This window comes from Planococcus halocryophilus, assembly GCF_001687585.2.
Classification (GTDB): domain Bacteria; phylum Bacillota; class Bacilli; order Bacillales_A; family Planococcaceae; genus Planococcus; species Planococcus halocryophilus.
This window is the reverse complement of record NZ_CP016537.2, coordinates 1,801,977-1,818,621: the sequence shown is the minus strand read 5'-3', so window position 1 is coordinate 1,818,621 and position 16,645 is coordinate 1,801,977. Positions and strand designations below refer to the sequence as shown.

Sequence of the window (16,645 nt, the reverse complement as noted above, 5' to 3'; positions counted from 1 at the left end):
CAAAGGACCTCCTTCACTACTACTTTATCTATACGTCCTGAGCACTGAAAAGTTTCATTTCAATGCGGTTGCTCTTCTATATTTTACGTGAAACAACAAGTCAATACAAACTTTGGAATCCGCTTAAAATATGAGGCTTAACACTTTACAAGTACAAGAGGATTTGGCACAATGCTAATTAGGAAGAAAAGAGGCAGCCAGCTATGCACGAAATTATCTATATGAGAACGGATTACGAACCGTGGTGGATGTTTGAGGGTTGGGAAGATAAAATTATGTCTCGACATGAATTTAGTTCAACCGAAAACGCTCAGTCTTATTTAGAAAGTGTAAAAAATGACTTTAGTCGCCGTTTTTCCAATCAACAACAAAAGAATGCTGCGTTTTCTTGTTATTGGAATGAAGAAGAAACGGAATACTGTGAAAATTGCGAAGAATACTTGCAAATATTTCATGGGCTAATCTGGCTAGTGAATGGACAACCAAATACGAGTTTTTAGATTTGTTTGACTTTTGTAGTCAATTTGATATAATATATGAAACAATATGAAATCTTAACCAATAACAGCTATTCACATATTCCCAAAAGTGATCAGCACGTGATGGTACTTTAGGGAATATGTGAATTTTTTTATTGCAAAAGATTCCATATTGAAAAATTTTCTTACCACAGGAGGTAATTTACATGCAAGAAGGAACAGTGAAATGGTTTAACTCAGAAAAAGGCTTTGGTTTTATCGAAGTTGAAGGCGGAGACGATGTATTCGTACACTTCTCAGCAATCCAAGGCGAAGGCTTTAAAACACTTGACGAAGGTCAACGCGTTGAATTTGAAGTAGAAGAAGGCAACCGCGGACCTCAAGCTACAAACGTAACTAAAGTCTAATAACCTCAAGAACCGCTTCTTTAGAAGCGGTTCTTTTTTGTATAACGAAGTACTTTTAACTACTACACCGCTTTGCTCATTTTTAAAGAAGGTTTTTATTCATTATCAACTGGGTATAATGAGAAGACTGGATAAAGAGAATTTGGGAGGTTTTAAGAATGGAAGGAACAGTGAAATCGTTTGATGAAAACAAAGGTATAGGAATGATTACTGGTGACAATGGAGAAGACTTTTTCTTTGAGGAAATTAATATCAATGTTGATGGGTTTAGAAAACTAATTCCAGGACAGCCTGTAAAATTCACAACATATGAAGGCGTCGCCGATAAAGAACGTGTTGCGACGAACGTAACTTTGGTCTTTTAATAGTTGCGCTCAAAACTTATATAGAAAGAGCAAAGGGGATAAAAAAATGACGAATGAATACTTAAAAAAACCAATGCCTAGTGAAGAAAAGCAACAAGACTTCTACCAAAAATTGCGCAAAAAAGTACAGAAATGGGTAGATAACAAGCCAGGTGTGGTCGGATCTGTTAGTGGTTATGTAATGTTCGCACCGGATTTGTTCCATTTGTTAACAAGGTTGATGCTAGATAACCGAATTGATGCTAAAAGCAAAGCAGCTGTCGGAGCAGGGATTATGTATTTCATTGCACCTATCGATTTTTTACCAGAGATCTTAGTAGGCCCTGGTGGATTTCTCGATGATGTCGTTGTAGCCGTATTTGTGATTAACACGGTACTAAATAAATTCCCGACGGAAGTTATAACAGAACATTGGACAGGTGATGAAAATTTATTGTCACTTGTTAAGAAAGTATCCAACTCAGGAAACAAATACGTTTCTAAGTTACCAGCAGGTCGTTTAGTAAAACGTTTTACAAAATAAAGAAGGAAAAAAATATTTGTTTTCTTAAAAAGGAAAAAGCAGCCCTACTCAGTTGAGTAGGGCTGCTGCTCGTATTAGTTTGTGATTCCTTGCGTTTCTTTCCACTCCAAGAACTCATCATAAGTTAATTGCTTATCAAGAATTGATCCGTCTTCACGGATTTCTATCACGCGGTTTGCAACGGTTTGAATAAACTGATGGTCATGAGAAGTGAAGACCATTGCGCCTTTAAAGGCAATCATCCCGTTATTTAATGCTTGGATAGACTCAAGGTCCAAGTGGTTAGTTGGCTCGTCTAATAATAGAACATTCGAGTGTGATAGCATCATTTTTGAAAGCATGCAACGCACTTTTTCGCCACCTGATAAAACAGAAGGTTTCTTTTTAACTTCTTCTCCTGAGAATAACATTCTACCAAGGAATCCGCGTAGGAAAGTTTCACTTTCATCTTCTGGAGAATACTGGCGTAGCCATTCTACCAATGAGGTTTCACTACCTCCAAAATAGCTTGTGTTATCGATTGGTAAGTAAGCGCGGGAAGTGGTTACGCCCCAACGGCATTCACCAGATTCTGGTTGGTCTTCTTCAGCTAAAATACGAAGCAGTGCCGATTTCGCAAGCGGATCGCCGATTAAGACAATTTTGTCTTCTTTGCTCATGTTAAAGCTGATATTGTTTAACAATTTGTTGCCGTCTACCGTTTGGCTAAGGTCTTTAATTGTTAACACATCGTTCCCGATTTCACGGCCAACAGTAAAGTTAACGAATGGATATTTACGAGAAGAGGGACGAATGTCATCCAACTCAATTTTATCAAGCATTTTCTTACGTGACGTCGCTTGCTTCGATTTTGAAGCGTTGGCGGAGAAACGAGCGATAAAAGCTTGAAGTTCTTTGATCTTTTCTTCTTTTTTCGAGTTTTGATCAGATGCTAAACGTGTTGCTAATTGGCTTGATTCATACCAAAAGTCATAGTTACCGACATATAGTTGAATTTTCCCAAAGTCAAGATCGGCAATATGCGTACATACTTTGTTAAGGAAGTGACGGTCATGGGAAACGACAACAACAGTATTCGCAAAGTTCATCAAAAATTCTTCTAGCCATTGGATTGCTTTCAAGTCCAAATGGTTAGTAGGCTCATCCAGTAAGAGAACATCAGGTTTACCAAACAAAGCTTGTGCTAAAAGCACTTTTACTTTATCAGAACCAGATAATTCGACCATTTTCTTATCATGAAGATCTTCAGAAATCCCAAGACCTTGAAGCAAGATTGCTGCTTCAGATTCAGCTTCCCAACCGTTCAATTCAGCGAATTCGCCTTCAAGTTCAGCAGCGCGCATGCCATCTTCATCAGAGAAATCTTCTTTCATATAAATCGCATTTTTCTCAGACATTACTTCGTATAATTTCTTGTGTCCCATAATAACGGTGTCAAGAACTACATGTTCTTCGTACTCAAAATGGTTTTGCTTTAGAACAGCAAGTCGTTCACCAGAGCCCATATAAACATTTCCAGATTGAGGTTCAAGTTCACCAGAAAGGATTTTAACAAAAGTCGATTTTCCGGCACCATTGGCACCAATTAATCCGTAACAGTTACCAGGGTTAAATTGAATATTTACATCTTCGAAAAGTTTACGGTCACCAAAGCGAAGACTTACATCAGTTGCAGCTATCATGTATACGTACCTCCTAAATTTCACAATAAGATTATTATACCACGAATTCCACGGAAATCGATAGCATTCAGCCGTGGTCTCGGATAAACTGAGAATATAAGGTTATTTTATCTCGATTTACGCTCTAAATAGGCTCCTAGCGAACCAAGTTCTTTGTTTAATAAGTATTCCATTTGCACATATTCTCGCCTGCCAGGAATGTGTTCTAGCGTGAGGCCTTTCATTGAATAGATAAAGTAATAGCCGCCAATTTGACGGAACAATACGACGACATGTGGAAAATCATCGAAAATCGCTTTTATATTATAGCGTTTCGCATAACTCCAATTTACGAGTTTCATTGACAAACCGCCTTTCACTTGTCTATTTTATATGATGTAATATAGAGAACACAAGTTTGGGGTTATCGTCATTTTGAGCATAATCTAAATAAAGTTGATAAGGAAAGTTCGCTGTAGAAAGAAGCTTATCATAAAGCGTTAAAGCTTTATTTAATGGAGGAGAAAATGTGTCTGAGAAGAAAAGAAAGTCAGCACTCGGGTTAATGGTAATCGCGATTTTGTTTGTTGCGTTAAATTTGCGACCCGCAATTTCGTCAATTGGTCCGATGCTTGAGCCTATTCGAATTGATTTGAATTTAAGTAATAGTGAAGTTAGCTTACTGACAGCGGTTCCTGTTTTTTGTATGGGGATTTTTGCACCATTAGCGATAGTTTTTGGTCGGAAATTTGGCATGAAACGTTCTATCGCTTTTCTATTAGGTGTAATCGGAGTGTTTACCTTATTAAGAGGATTTTTACCAAATTATCCGATCTTGCTTGTCAGTGCATTTTTTATTGGTGTCGCCATTGCGGTGATTAGTCCACTATTGTCTGCGATTATAAAGCATAATTTTCCAACACGAACGCCAGCATTAATTGGTGTTTATTCTTTTGGAATGGGTCTTGGGGCAACTTTGGCGGCAGGTTTGACAGGTATATTTTATACCATTGCTGATTGGCCGCTAGCTATTGCCAGTTGGAGTTTATTGTCAGTAATCGCGATTAGCATCTGGCTACGAGTAGAACAGCCAGCTGAAGAAAAAGTTGAAAAAGCGGATCTTGAAATTACACGAGTATCGCCATTGAAAAATAAACGAGCTTGGTATATGCTGCTGTTTTTTGGTTCGCAATCAGCTTTGTTTTTTTCTATGCTTACTTGGCTTGCACCCATCGCGATTGATAAAGGCATGTCCGTGTTAGCTGCAGGTGGTGTGCTCACTTTAATGACGGCGGTTCAAATTATAGGGAATATCAGCATTCCATTATTTTTTGATAAATTTCCGAATCGATTAGCTTGGACTGTGATTGTTTTAAGTTTTGGTTCACTTGGTGTGCTTTTATTAATGTTTGGAACTGTCAACTTGGTCTGGGTAGCTGCAGCTTTTATCGGCGTCGCGTTAGGTGGTCTTTTCCCAATTGCCTTGCTGATGCCTCTTGATGAAACCACTACTGCAGAAGAAGCCAATAGTTGGACTGCTATGACACAGTCGGGTGGATACATGATTTCGGCGTTCATGCCATTAGTTATTGGTATTATTTATGATCAAAAAGGGAACCACGAGATAACTTTATTCTTATTTTTAAGTTTTATTGTATTGATGCTCATTTTTGCCTTATTACTTCATAGAAGAAACTAATCGAATTCTCGTGGTTCTATTTGAAAAAAATCTTTAATGCTTTGAAGTTGCATGAGGATGAACCAAGAAAGATATAGAGATATTAAAGGGAAGATGATGCACCAAGATGAAATCATTGTAAACGAAAGTTCTGAATCAGGAAAAAAAGATGTGAAATACCAATAATTGTAAGACAATGTCAAAATTATTGTTGTGATCGGACCGATATATACTTTTTTAGAGAGTAGTGCTAGCCATATACCGATTCCGATAACGAAAATCGGAACAATCACCAATTGCATAATAATGGGATCAATAGATTCAATGAGTTTCAATCGAGTACCTCCCTAAACTATAAAATAGAACGAGAAATTGGTAGAATAATCAAAAATCTTAATAGGGTAAAAAAAGCTGACGTATTAAACGTCAACTTTTTCCCATGTAGTGGAAAGAAATTCATCACGACCCGAGGCTGCACGGTCGTTCTTATAATGTTCTGGGTTTTTCTTATGAAAATCTTGATGGTAATCTTCTGCTGCATAAAACGGCATCGCGTCGCGAATTTCGGTTACGACAGGTTTGTTGAAACGTCCACTCGCATCAAGGTCTTGTTTTGATTTTTCTGCAATGGCACGTTGGCGTTTGTTATGAGTAAAAATAGTGGCACGATAAGAAGGACCTCGGTCTTGAAATTGTCCCTCGTCATCAGTAGGGTCTATTTGTTGCCAAAAAATATCTAGTAATTTTTCATAAGAGAAGACATCGGGCTGGAATGTGATTTCCACTACTTCCAAATGACCAGTTGTACCAGTCTTTACTTGTTCATATGTAGGGTTCTCGATATGGCCACCGCTGTAGCCGGAAACGATCTGTTCAATGCCATCAAACTGGTCAAATGGTTTAACCATGCACCAAAAACAGCCGCCTGCAAATGTCGCTTTTTCAGTCATAATTGTGACTCCTCTCGGGTTGCTAAGGAAATATTACCACTTGCGCGATTTTTCGACAATAAAAATGTCTTTTGTAAAACTAAAGTCATTTTAATAATAACAGATTTGATAAATAATAACGATTTTCATATTTAAGTGTGAACCAATTTTGGAAAGGGGTATCAATAAAGCTTGTTTGTTTTAATTTAAAACGAAATACCGAAACTTAATGCCTAACAACGCGTCATATTGACGTGAAAGTTCAGAAAGGAGTGTACTTATTATGGAAGAAGAATTACAACCTATAAAAAGAAAAAGACGCAGAAAAAGAAGGTTTCGGCTGCGCGGCATCGTCTTCCTGCTCCTAGTCGCTTTAATCGCTATCGGCACTTATGCATTACTACAATTTAAAGAAGGTAAAGACATAGCAGATACTTCAGCGCAAGAGCCAGTTCTATTTGATAAAGATGAGGCAAACAAAGATTACGAAAACATATTGGTGCTAGGCATTGACTCGCGAGGTGAAGAAAAGTCGCGTACGGACACAATGATGTTAGTGACACATGATAAAGTAAATGGTGAAATAAAATTGACTTCATTTATGAGAGATATATATGCAGACATTCCAGGTTATCAATCGTATAAACTAAATACAGCCTATTATTTAGGTGGAGTAGATTTACTTGCAGAAACACTTCGTCAGATGTTTGGAGTTGAAATTCATCATTACGCATTAATCGACTTTCAGAGCTTTGAAAGTCTTGTCGATGTAGCAGTGCCGAGTGGTGTTGAAATTGATGTTGAAAAAGAAATGTCAAAAAATATCGGTGTAACTTTAACTCCAGGAGTTCAAAAGCTAAATGGGAAAGAATTGTTAGGATATGCCCGTTTCCGAGCAGATGAAGAAGGGGATTTTGGTCGTGTCAGAAGACAGCAGCAAGTAATTGCGGCTATGAAAGGCGAAATGGCAACCGTTTCTACTATTCCAAAACTGCCTAAATTAGCAGGTACGCTACAAGGCTATGTTCAAACGGATATGCCCTTAACAGATCAAATAAAGTTAGCGACTCAATTAGCCATTAGTGGCGGGGGGGAAGTTGAACGATTAACTTTGCCAGTTGAAAACGGCTATAGTTATGGCAACTACGCTCATGCTGGTTCAGTTCTTGATATTGATCTTGATATGAACAAACAAGCATTAAGTGAATTTTTGTCGCAACCCTTAAACTAAATGAGCTACGATTATGATAAAATGAGGTATAAAGTTTAATCAGAAAAGAGGAAGCTTATGGAGCCAGAGGACAAGCAATCATTTTTTTCCACCAATTATATTCGATTTTTAGGTGGTAGAAATACTTTATTTACATTGTTCTCCTTATTATTGCTTGGATTCGTCATTTTTGTTTTCAAGGAAGTTTCATTTATCTTTCATCCAGTTACTGTTTTTATGAAAACAGTGGTATTGCCAATTGTTTTGGCATTAGTGTTTTTTTACTTACTCAGACCCGTATTGCACATGTTAGAGAAGTTTAAAATTTCTCGTATTTGGGGAATTATAATTATCTTCCTTGGTGTAATTGGTTTGATTACATTACTAAGCGTATTGGTATTTCCGTTTTTACGTTCTCAATTTCAAAATTTAATTGCGGATTTTCCGGAATATTTTATGCAATTAGTAACGTCTGTTGATACGTTTTTGAGAACCTCATTTGTGGGTGATTATTATAGTGAATCTAATTTTACGTTGGATACGTTACTTGCAACGTTACCAGGCAATATTGCAGACACGCTTCAAAATACAGTGACTGGCATTATATCTGGTATTACAGGATTGATCTCAACGATTACGGGTGTAATTTTATCGATCGTCATTGTGCCATTTATTTTGTTTTATTTATTAAAAGATGGGGAAAAATTACCTGAGTATTTTTTGAAGCTATTGCCACCGAGATTTCGAGACGATACAAGAGAAGTGTTCTCTGAGGCAAATAAACAATTAGGTGCATATATTCAAGGTCAATTGATTGTTGCTTTTTGTATTGGGGTGATGGTCTATATCGGTTTCTTGATTATCGGTATGGAGTATGCTTTATTACTAGGTGTTCTTGCGATGGTCACTAGCGTAGTTCCTTATATAGGTCCTGCGATTGCTATTGCGCCTGCTGCCATCATCGCGTTGGTGACGTCACCATTTATGCTCGTTAAACTGGCAATTGTGTGGACAGTCGTGCAATTAGTAGAAGGAAACTTAATATCACCACAAGTTATGGGCAAGACGATGTTTATCCATCCGGTGACCATCATTTTTGTCCTATTAACTGCAGGTTCTTTATTTGGTGTTGTTGGGGTAATTCTAGGTATTCCCATGTACGCTTTACTACGAGTGCTCGTATCACATTTATATAAATTGTTTAAACGTCGGTATAATCGGCATGAAACCAATTTATCAAATCAATACGATTATACAGAGCTATGAGGTTGTTTAAAAAGAAAAGTTGTCTATTAACAACTAACAATATTTGGGGGTTTCAAGTTTATGAAGTTCAAAGATTTTTTATCATCTATTGGCATTGGTTCATTAAAAGTAAATACGGTTGTAGAAAGGCCACATCTTGAAGAAGGCGAGACATTAAATGGGACGATTTATCTTGACGGTGGGGACGGGGAACAAACAATCGATTTTATCGAATTGAATGTAATTCGTCTTGTGGAAGACACGCGTGAAGACAGTGATTTTGATTTTTACGAAACAATTGTGGCAAAACAATCGATGGAGTTTGCAGGATCAGTAAAATCTAAAGATACCGTGATGCAGCAGTTTGAAATTGTACCGGATGAACGTTGGGTATTGGAAAATCCAAACGCAAAACTAATTTTACGCACAATTGTCCATGTGAAAAATGGAGTAAATGCAAGAGATGAAGACGCCATCACATATGGAACTTTAGAGAGCTGATATCTCAGCTCTCTTTTTTTTGCAATATACAATACTATAAAAACTGAATAATTATATTATGTAAACTAATAACGAGTGAACCAAGAAGTAATGTCATTTGTAAAAAAAAGATAATGTATGTAGTTATTTACCATGTAAATAACTACATAAGGATAAGTAATAAAGTTCAAAACCAAGTAAGCAACAAAAACGAACGACGCGAAAAAAGTAAATCTATAAACTTTGGATTTACTTGTTTATTGTTTAACTCAACCAAATGCCACCAAGGCAACTAGTTAGTAAAGTTGTTAGAAAAACAAAAGACATTAAAACATCCGCGCGACTTAAAAGAATGGGGCGTTAATAAGCATTTCTAGAATCACTGGTAAATTCTCTTGCTGCCATCGCAAAGGAAGAGTTCTGATTTTTGAACTGCGCCTGCGAGCATTGGGATCAACAAACGGCGCATAGACATTATTCGTTGCCAGCTGCATGTAAGAAATCGAATCGATTGTTTTAAACTATTTGGACAAGAGTTTGGCTGAAGTATTTGCTGAATGGTTTTTATTGTCCTTGCCAGAAGAGCTGAACAAAGAGCACAGCATTGTGATTATGGCATCTGAGTTGGATTTGTCTTCCGAAAGAGTCGTCCGTTATTTATCTGCTGAACACAATCTAAATATCAACTGCATCTTCTTTGAGTTCTTTAAAGAAGGCGAACAGCAATTCCTTGACCGTACCTGGTTGATGGATTTTCAGGAAGTTGCTGTGAGAACCTAGCAGCAGGTAAATAGGAATTTTAGAGAATCGAAAAAATTTACTTTAATTAACATTTTATTAATGCTCTATTAATACCTGGCATATATTCATTGCTTACACTTAAGTTAACAAATAGAAAAGGAGTGGTTAAGTGAAACGGATGATGACTATTTTAACAGCAAGCCTTGCAATGACATCCTTTACCGGATCTGGACTTGCAGCTGAACACGGAGAAGCAGGAATGATGATACCGAAACAGGAACAGCAAGAAATGGTGAACATCGCACACCGCGGAGCTTCTGGGCACGCACCTGAGAATACAATGGGAGCCTTTCAAAAAGGGTTTGAAATGAAGGCGGACTATATTGAAATTGATGTGCAAATGACAAAAGATGGAGAGCTCGTCGTTATTCATGATACCACTGTAGATCGTACAACAAACGGAACTGGCAAAGTTGGCGATTTAACGTTAGAGGAAATTAGGCAGTTAGATGCCGGTAGCTGGTTTAGTGAAGCCTTTACCGGTGAAAGTGTCCCTACTTTTGAGGAAGTATTGGCTGAGTTCCATGGGAAAGTTGGTATTTTAGTCGAATTGAAGGCACCAGAACTTTATACAGGAGTGGAAGAGAAGGTTGCGGATGCTTTGATTGATAGAAATATGAATACACCGAATAATAATAAAATCATCATCCAATCCTTTAACCACGAATCTATGAAAAAATCGAAAGAGCTTTTACCCAATCTCTCTCATGGGGTTCTGATAGGAGGAAGTTGGGCAGACGTAACCGAAGAACAATTAGCCCAGTTTGCGACTTACGCTGATTATTTCAATCCAACAATGAAGATTGTAACGGATGAGCTGGTTAGTAATGTTCATGAGGCGGGAATGGACATTTATCCATACACTTCAAGATCATCGGAACAAGCTTTACGACTATTTGATTTAAATGTAGATGGAATCATTACAGATTATCCGGAACATATTTATACCCATCCTGTAAAAAATTCATAATTTCATTGTGGGAAAGACCGGTAGGGAATTCTCTGCCGGTCTTATTTAACTTCATATGAATTTAATAACTATTTCAAAATGGCACAAAATGAACGTTAGGTAACGGACAGGCAAGAAAGTGAAATTTCATTTTCAATTCGTTACCTTAATTCACAATGCATCTCGCTTGGCGAATGATCGATTGAAATCTGCCAAGCATATTATTTTAGCAGTTGCTTAAATTGATAAAAAAAGTAAAATAATTTATTTTAAATGAAATATTTGTTAAATATTAATACTATATTAACTAAAAAGTTATACAATAATAAGGGGCTTGATGAGCCTTGGAAACACAAAAAGGAAAAGGGGTTAGGAAAATGAGGAAACCGTTACATCTTGCATTGATCTTTGCACTTATTATTTCTTTTATGGCACCTGGTATCGTATTGGATCAAAAAGCACATGCAGCGACGACAGGCACGGTAGCCATCAATGAAGTTGCCTGGATGGGTACGAGTTACAGCTACAATAGCGAATGGATTGAATTACATAACACGACAAACTCGGCTGTAGATATGAGCGGATGGACTTTGCACGCCACCGATAGCAGTCCCAAAATCAGCCTCTCCGGCACCATTGCGGCTGGTGGTTATTATTTATTGGAAAGAACCAATGACAGTTCTGTTCCTGGCGTTGCTGCTGACCTGGTTTATACAGGATCGCTTGAAAATGGGGGGGAGATCCTTGAACTGAGAGATTCTGCCGGTGCTTTAATAGACAGTGCAGATGCCTGGTATGCAGGGGATAATACGGCAAAGGCAACAATGGAAAGAGCCGATCCGCTTGTGGCCGGAACCGAAGCCACCAACTGGATTGATTCTACAAAAACCTATGATGGAGGAAACGGCACTCCACGGGCAGTCAATTCAAAAGTGAAAGGCTGCACCGACAGAACGGAACATTTGAATAACGTTTCTGAAGCGGAAGGCGCAATTAACGTTTACTTTAACAAATGTGCGGATGTTTCCTATGCAAGTTCGGGGAATGAAGCAAACTATAACGTGAATCTGGAAACCCGCTTGATCGAACGCTTGAATCAAGCGACGACCAGCATCGACTTTGCAACATATGAAATTAATTTGCCTGGCATTGTGGATGCGTTGATTGCGAAAGCGGCAGAAGGCATTGATGTACGCGTGATCGCGGATGCAAAAGATGCAACTGACCCGAATTATGTTGAACGGTTCAAGACGATGCGATTGCAAGTGGAGAAAATGGTAAGGGGGCAGGATGGAAAAGTTGGAACTGCAGATGACATTTATGTATTCTCTGATTCTCCGATGTTTGCTGTGGAAGACAGTTCAGCTAGAACCGATTTTGGCTTGCCTGCCACACCAGAAGATTTCCCGCTGGAAACTGTTGCAGTTGGAAATAGTGACGAAACTGGTTATCTGTTTGTCGAAGCCGAAGAAAAAAGCACCAATGCCTACTATAGCCCCGGGACACAAATGCATAATAAATTTGCCGTCATTGATAATCGCTGGGTATTTACAGGAAGCTGGAACTTCACAGTAACCGGCTTATACGGCACTGAAACCAATATGGAACAGGGCGTGTTGGATGGCAACCAGCAACATGTGGTCGAGATCAACTGGCCGGCATTGGCTGATGTATTCGAAGTTGAATTTAATGAAATGTGGGGCAGCTCTACGCTATCGCCTGACAGTGAAGCTGCTAATTTCAACACCCGGAAGATTGACAATACGATACATGAAGTTGATGTGAATGGGAAAATCGTTGAAATTTACTTTTCGGCCGGTGATGATGCGGTCGGGAAAATGAGAGAGTTTGTTAAAACGTCCGCTGATGTGAATACTTACTTCACCATTTTTGCCTGGAGCGATCAAGGACTGGTCGATGAGTTAAAGAATTTATGGGAAGGATCATATAATGATTTGGAAGGTACATTGACGGGCTTTGATATCAAAGGTGTATTTGATCAAAGCTTCTGGAATCAGTGGTGGTCTGCAAGTGTGGATATGACGGGGCGGACTGCTTCACAGGAAAGCGTTGATAACCCGAACACTCGCTGGGCTAACCCCGCACCTGTTTACACAGGCAATGAGTCGCGCAAACTTCATAGTAAAACGATGATGATCGATGCAGACACAAAAAGTGATCCGACGGTCATTGTAGGTTCCACGAACTGGAGCAATAATGGGAATAACATCAATGATGAAAACCTGTTGTTTATACATGATGGAGCCATTACAAACCAATTTGTGCAGGAGTTCAATGTCAGGTATACGAAAGCTGGCGGAGCAGTAAACTAAAGGACCAGAAAATAAGAGTATGGCTGTTAAGGCGAAATCGTTCTTAACAGTCTTTTTTTCGACATAATAAGAAAGCTGTCACTTAAAATTAAACCGTTTTAATCATTTGAAAGATTGATGTGTTTTTTATTTACTATGTAAATAACTACTTAAGGATATACTTCAAATTTCAAACCCAAGTAAGCAAGAAAGTAGAGCGATATAAAAAAGGAAATCCACAAAAAAATTGGATTTCCTTTTTCTATTCTTTAGCTCAACCAAATGCCACCAAGGCAACTAGTTAGTAAAATTATTAGAAAAACACAAGACATCAAAACATCCGTACGACTTAAAAGAATGGGGCGGTAGTAAGCATTTCTCGGCTCTCCTGTAAATCCCCGGGCTTCCATCGCAAAGGCAGAGCGTTCCGCTTTTCGAACAGCGCCTGCGAGCATTGGGATTAGCACACGGCGCATAGACAATATTCGTTGCCAGCTGCGTTTTTCTACTTCGGCACCGCGTAACCGTTGCGCTTGTTGAATTTGAGTAAACTCATCTTTCATCACAGGTAAAAACTGATAACCAACCATAACGCCATATGCCAGTTTTGGAGACAGTTTTAACTGCTGCATTAAACTTAAAATGAATTTTACAGGATCTGTTGTAAAAGCGAACATGAGAGAAAGACTAGAAAATGCCATGACACGAAAAGATAGCGACAATGCATGTGCCCATTGTTCGTCGGTTACATTGATTCCTGCAAACGACCAAATGATTGTGCCTCCAGTATCTGCGCCAAAAACTACAGTCGTCCATAAATAACCGAAAGCACCAATGGAAAAAGGTAGCATGAACAACAACCACAACTTCCAGTTAATATGGCTCATGGTTAATTGCAATAATAGAATACTGACCCAAAACAGTAGAGGTGTCCACGGATTGAAAAAGAAGGCGATTGTGAGCATTGATATTGTGACTGCGATAAACTTCACCGAAGGATTCATGTTATGCAAAAGATTCCGCAAAACGAGCAACTCCTTTCGGTGCTAATAAGTGGTGAGATGCCAGCAATTCTTCATTATGCCACACATCTTTAGCGTCAAATTTCCCAGTCAGTTCACCGTCTTTTACAAGCAATACAGAATCAGCTAAACTTGCTGCAAATTCCATATCGTGTGTCACGATTAAAAAAGTAGTTTCTTCTTTAGATCGCTGATCGATTAACTCAAAAAGTTCTAATAGTGCAGCTCTGTCTTGACCTGAAGTCGGTTCATCCATTAATAGAACAGGCCTTTTATCAGCAAGCATTGCTGTAATCGCAACGCGTCTTTTTTGTCCGTGACTAATCGCAAAAGGGTGATCTTCACGAATTGTTTCAAGACGTAAACGAGTCATTAATGAAGCAATTTCAGTAGGGTTTGAACTACCAGAATAAGCAACTTCTTTTTGGACTGTTTGTGTTAAAAACAGGTATTCCGGAGATTGAGGCACATAGCCGGTGCCATCTGATTGAATTGTGCCGGTCGTCGGTTTGTAAATATCACATAAGGATTTAACCAATATCGATTTGCCGCTACCATTTGGTCCAGCCACCACAACGATTTCACCACGACGCACTGCAAATGACAGCGGAGCGAGCAATTGTTTATTCTTAATCGTGACAGACAAATTCTCAACTTGTAAAGCTGTCTGTGGTAGAAGTACAGATGCCCGTTCCGGAAATAAAATCGGTTGTTTAGGTGAAAATAAATGATCTTTTACGAGACACCCATTCTCATCTAACTGGATTTCGCGTTCGAAGAATGTTCCCCAACTGTCTAAACGATGTTCAACTGCAACAATCGTCAATTGCGTTTTAAGTTGCAGTTCTGTGAGCCATTCAACAAATTGCTTTGCCGTATAGGGATCTAGATGTGACAACGGTTCATCGAGCAATAACACTTCTGGTTCCATAATAAATGCACATGCTGTTGCAACACGTTGTTTGGTTCCTCCAGATAAAGATTGAATAATCGTATGTCTCAAATGGGTTAGACCAGTTAGTTCTAATACGGCTGTGATTCGAGCTTCCATTTTGTCAAAAGGGATCTGTAAATTTTCTAATGTGAAAGCTAGTTCGTCTTCAACAGTAGGCATACAAAATTGAGAATCGGGATCTTGAAAAACGGTCGCAATGCGGTGATTGATTTCACCAGGTGCATAGTCTGTTGCTGGTTTTCCGAATAACAAAACTTCCCCGTCAACAGAGCCATCGCAATTATCAGGATACAAACGGTTTAACAAATACAAGAGAGTGCTTTTACCACAGCCACTTGGACCAGAAATAACAAGTTTCTCGCCTTTTGAGACGGCAAAAGAAATATCTTGTAACGTTGCCGTTTGATCTTCTGGAAATCGAAATGACAAATTGTTTAAAGAGAGGATCTCTTTAAGCATTCACATCACCTTTTTTCGTACGTGCAATGGCATAACCTCGCAGCGAACCTGTCGCAAGTAAGGCATCTCCAATATACTTACCACCAATTCCTGCGATGATAGCACCGCTAAGCACGCGAATAGTAAACATTAACGCAACAAATGACGGGTCAAGCGCAGCATAGCCTGAGACAAAATAGCCATATACAAAACTGAAAACTGCCGAACCGATTCCGGCAAGCATTAATACCAAAATATTAAAATGTTTGTAGCCAGTCAATGCAAATGCTGCTTCTGCGCCAAGTCCTTGTACAACACCTGTTAAGATTAATCGAGGTCCTACAGCATTGCCGATTAAAACTTCAATGGCAGCTGCCATTGTTTCAGATAGAAAAGCTGCGCCGGGTTTGCGGATAATGTACATACAAATAATGGAGACGATAAACCAAATACCAAACATCCATTCATAAGCAAGGGGTCCTATTACAGCTGCCCAAATATTTGCAACGTGGACAAACAACAAATAAACAATGCCAAAAACAACCGCAAATAACGACATTAAGACGACTTCTTTTAATTTCCACGATTTTAGCATGTTAAGCACCTCCATGAGATGGGCTGTTAATGCTCATCGATACAGTCATGACTAAATGACGGTGTTCCTCAGAGTGAGCATTCGTAAACGCTTCTTCGTAAAAAGCAAAGACATCGTGTATGTCACCGTGGATACCACTCGCATAATGCATCGAGTCGTTAAAAACGCCTTGTTGTTTAGCGCAATCGACTTCACGATAAATCACGGACATATAATCAGGATTGTTCATTGGGTATAATGCAAATTGCGAAGAAACGTATTGTTTTGTGTCATCTGTGTTTAATAACATATCGTCTTTTTCTAAAAAGACATCGCCTGACGAATCACCAGGACAGCCAGTCGAAAAAGTGCCAGATAACGCGACATGTTCACCGGTTTTCGCTGCATGTAAGGTTAAAGCTTTTGCAACGTTAAAGACGTGAATTTGTTTGCCGCGAATAACGGTAGAGACATCATCTGTATGCATCCAAACATTTGAAGTGTCCGTTTCGTTTAAAGCGCCTTTTATTACCTTAATAAAGTCTCCTGTCATCGGATGTAACGAAAAACGAAATCCAACGATTGGGCTCGTACCGCATTGCAATGGTTCCATGTAA

At 38.8% G+C, this 16,645-nt stretch carries 19 protein-coding genes; 11 read left to right on the top strand and 8 right to left on the bottom strand.

The genetic code is table 11. The features are described 5' to 3' along the window. The first annotated feature begins 203 nt into the window (after positions 1-203). The 4 genes from BBI08_RS09125 to BBI08_RS09110 all read left to right on the top strand — a co-directional run bounded on the left by BBI08_RS09125 (position 204) and on the right by BBI08_RS09110 (position 1,774). A complete protein-coding gene (locus BBI08_RS09125) occupies positions 204-500 on the top strand; it encodes a DUF1033 family protein (protein WP_008497505.1) in 297 nt (98 codons plus the stop codon). A gap of 185 nt (positions 501-685) precedes the next feature. Next, on the top strand, positions 686-886 hold the full coding sequence (locus BBI08_RS09120; RefSeq protein WP_008428384.1) for a cold-shock protein: 201 nt from the start codon (positions 686-688) through the stop codon (positions 884-886). A 158-nt stretch (positions 887-1,044) separates the two neighbouring features. Then, positions 1,045-1,251 carry a cold-shock protein gene (locus BBI08_RS09115; protein WP_008497504.1) on the top strand — a complete coding sequence of 69 codons (207 nt, stop codon included), beginning with the start codon at positions 1,045-1,047 and terminating at the stop codon, positions 1,249-1,251. Between the two features lie 46 nt (positions 1,252-1,297). Beyond that, complete coding sequence (locus BBI08_RS09110) at positions 1,298-1,774, top strand: YkvA family protein (RefSeq protein ID WP_008497503.1); 477 nt, start codon at positions 1,298-1,300, stop codon at positions 1,772-1,774. A 74-nt stretch (positions 1,775-1,848) separates the two neighbouring features. Here BBI08_RS09110 and BBI08_RS09105 read toward each other — a convergent pair whose 3' ends face one another. Both BBI08_RS09105 and BBI08_RS09100 read right to left on the bottom strand, forming a co-directional pair. Next, the gene (locus BBI08_RS09105) at positions 1,849-3,456 is read right to left on the bottom strand and encodes an ABC-F family ATP-binding cassette domain-containing protein (protein ID WP_008497502.1); all 1,608 of its coding nucleotides are present in this window, start codon (positions 3,454-3,456) and stop codon (positions 1,849-1,851) included. Between the two features lie 107 nt (positions 3,457-3,563). Then, the gene (locus BBI08_RS09100) at positions 3,564-3,797 is read right to left on the bottom strand and encodes a hypothetical protein (protein ID WP_008497501.1); all 234 of its coding nucleotides are present in this window, start codon (positions 3,795-3,797) and stop codon (positions 3,564-3,566) included. 167 nt (positions 3,798-3,964) lie between these two features. Between BBI08_RS09100 and BBI08_RS09095 the strand changes: the two genes are divergently transcribed. Then, entirely contained in the window at positions 3,965-5,134 is a 1,170-nt protein-coding gene (locus BBI08_RS09095) for an MFS transporter (protein ID WP_065528006.1), read from the top strand. On the opposite strand, the gene BBI08_RS09090 is transcribed toward BBI08_RS09095, so the two are convergent. Both BBI08_RS09090 and msrA read right to left on the bottom strand, forming a co-directional pair. Further along, entirely contained in the window at positions 5,131-5,448 is a 318-nt protein-coding gene (locus tag BBI08_RS09090; protein ID WP_040850780.1) for a hypothetical protein, read from the bottom strand. The genes BBI08_RS09095 and BBI08_RS09090 overlap by 4 nt on opposite strands. An 84-nt stretch (positions 5,449-5,532) precedes the next feature. Continuing rightward, complete coding sequence (gene msrA, locus BBI08_RS09085; RefSeq protein ID WP_008497499.1) at positions 5,533-6,063, bottom strand: peptide-methionine (S)-S-oxide reductase MsrA; 531 nt, start codon at positions 6,061-6,063, stop codon at positions 5,533-5,535. A 262-nt stretch (positions 6,064-6,325) separates the two neighbouring features. Here msrA and BBI08_RS09080 point away from each other — a divergent pair, with 262 nt between their 5' ends. From BBI08_RS09080 to BBI08_RS09055, 6 genes are all read left to right on the top strand, one after another. Beyond that, complete coding sequence (locus tag BBI08_RS09080; RefSeq protein ID WP_065528005.1) at positions 6,326-7,273, top strand: LCP family protein; 948 nt, start codon at positions 6,326-6,328, stop codon at positions 7,271-7,273. A gap of 57 nt (positions 7,274-7,330) precedes the next feature. Further along, positions 7,331-8,518 (top strand): AI-2E family transporter, encoded by a 1,188-nt coding sequence (locus BBI08_RS09075; protein WP_008497498.1) that lies wholly within the window; start codon positions 7,331-7,333, stop codon positions 8,516-8,518. Positions 8,519-8,578: 60 nt separating this feature from the next. Next, positions 8,579-8,998 carry a sporulation protein gene (locus BBI08_RS09070; RefSeq protein WP_008428363.1) on the top strand — a complete coding sequence of 140 codons (420 nt, stop codon included), beginning with the start codon at positions 8,579-8,581 and terminating at the stop codon, positions 8,996-8,998. A 504-nt stretch (positions 8,999-9,502) separates the two neighbouring features. Beyond that, positions 9,503-9,757 (top strand): hypothetical protein, encoded by a 255-nt coding sequence (locus BBI08_RS09065; RefSeq protein WP_205847829.1) that lies wholly within the window; start codon positions 9,503-9,505, stop codon positions 9,755-9,757. Between the two features lie 139 nt (positions 9,758-9,896). Beyond that, complete coding sequence (locus BBI08_RS09060) at positions 9,897-10,748, top strand: glycerophosphodiester phosphodiesterase (protein WP_236610186.1); 852 nt, start codon at positions 9,897-9,899, stop codon at positions 10,746-10,748. A gap of 356 nt (positions 10,749-11,104) precedes the next feature. Continuing rightward, entirely contained in the window at positions 11,105-13,060 is a 1,956-nt protein-coding gene (locus BBI08_RS09055) for a phospholipase D-like domain-containing protein (protein ID WP_065528004.1), read from the top strand. Positions 13,061-13,308: 248 nt separating this feature from the next. On the opposite strand, the gene BBI08_RS09050 is transcribed toward BBI08_RS09055, so the two are convergent. From BBI08_RS09050 to BBI08_RS09035, 4 genes are read right to left on the bottom strand one after another with little or no spacing between them, the layout of a single operon-like run. Beyond that, entirely contained in the window at positions 13,309-14,043 is a 735-nt protein-coding gene (locus BBI08_RS09050; RefSeq protein ID WP_008497493.1) for an energy-coupling factor transporter transmembrane component T family protein, read from the bottom strand. Position 14,044: 1 nt separating this feature from the next. After that, positions 14,045-15,445: an ABC transporter ATP-binding protein gene (locus BBI08_RS09045; protein WP_237146528.1), complete on the bottom strand. Its 1,401-nt coding sequence runs from the start codon at positions 15,443-15,445 to the stop codon at positions 14,045-14,047. A gap of 22 nt (positions 15,446-15,467) precedes the next feature. Beyond that, positions 15,468-16,049, bottom strand: a complete 582-nt coding sequence (locus BBI08_RS09040; protein WP_008497491.1) for an ECF transporter S component — start codon at positions 16,047-16,049, stop codon at positions 15,468-15,470. A 1-nt stretch (position 16,050) separates the two neighbouring features. Further along, positions 16,051-16,641, bottom strand: a complete 591-nt coding sequence (locus BBI08_RS09035) for a YkoF family thiamine/hydroxymethylpyrimidine-binding protein (protein ID WP_008497490.1) — start codon at positions 16,639-16,641, stop codon at positions 16,051-16,053. Positions 16,642-16,645 lie beyond the last annotated feature (4 nt).

What these genes read in the sequence shown, in the direction of transcription:
- BBI08_RS09125 (WP_008497505.1), top strand. Translation starts at nt 204, where the DNA reads ATGCACGAAATTATCTATATGAGAACGGATTACGAACCGTGGTGGATG.
- BBI08_RS09120 (WP_008428384.1), top strand. Translation starts at nt 686, where the DNA reads ATGCAAGAAGGAACAGTGAAATGGTTTAACTCAGAAAAAGGCTTTGGT.
- BBI08_RS09115 (WP_008497504.1), top strand. Translation starts at nt 1,045, where the DNA reads ATGGAAGGAACAGTGAAATCGTTTGATGAAAACAAAGGTATAGGAATG.
- BBI08_RS09110 (WP_008497503.1), top strand. Translation starts at nt 1,298, where the DNA reads ATGACGAATGAATACTTAAAAAAACCAATGCCTAGTGAAGAAAAGCAA.
- BBI08_RS09105 (WP_008497502.1), bottom strand. Translation starts at nt 3,456, where the DNA reads ATGATAGCTGCAACTGATGTAAGTCTTCGCTTTGGTGACCGTAAACTT.
- BBI08_RS09100 (WP_008497501.1), bottom strand. Translation starts at nt 3,797, where the DNA reads ATGAAACTCGTAAATTGGAGTTATGCGAAACGCTATAATATAAAAGCG.
- msrA (WP_008497499.1), bottom strand. Translation starts at nt 6,063, where the DNA reads ATGACTGAAAAAGCGACATTTGCAGGCGGCTGTTTTTGGTGCATGGTT.
- BBI08_RS09080 (WP_065528005.1), top strand. Translation starts at nt 6,326, where the DNA reads ATGGAAGAAGAATTACAACCTATAAAAAGAAAAAGACGCAGAAAAAGA.
- BBI08_RS09075 (WP_008497498.1), top strand. Translation starts at nt 7,331, where the DNA reads ATGGAGCCAGAGGACAAGCAATCATTTTTTTCCACCAATTATATTCGA.
- BBI08_RS09070 (WP_008428363.1), top strand. Translation starts at nt 8,579, where the DNA reads ATGAAGTTCAAAGATTTTTTATCATCTATTGGCATTGGTTCATTAAAA.
- BBI08_RS09060 (WP_236610186.1), top strand. Translation starts at nt 9,897, where the DNA reads ATGATGACTATTTTAACAGCAAGCCTTGCAATGACATCCTTTACCGGA.
- BBI08_RS09055 (WP_065528004.1), top strand. Translation starts at nt 11,105, where the DNA reads ATGAGGAAACCGTTACATCTTGCATTGATCTTTGCACTTATTATTTCT.
- BBI08_RS09050 (WP_008497493.1), bottom strand. Translation starts at nt 14,043, where the DNA reads ATGAATCCTTCGGTGAAGTTTATCGCAGTCACAATATCAATGCTCACA.
- BBI08_RS09040 (WP_008497491.1), bottom strand. Translation starts at nt 16,049, where the DNA reads ATGCTAAAATCGTGGAAATTAAAAGAAGTCGTCTTAATGTCGTTATTT.
- BBI08_RS09035 (WP_008497490.1), bottom strand. Translation starts at nt 16,641, where the DNA reads ATGGAACCATTGCAATGCGGTACGAGCCCAATCGTTGGATTTCGTTTT.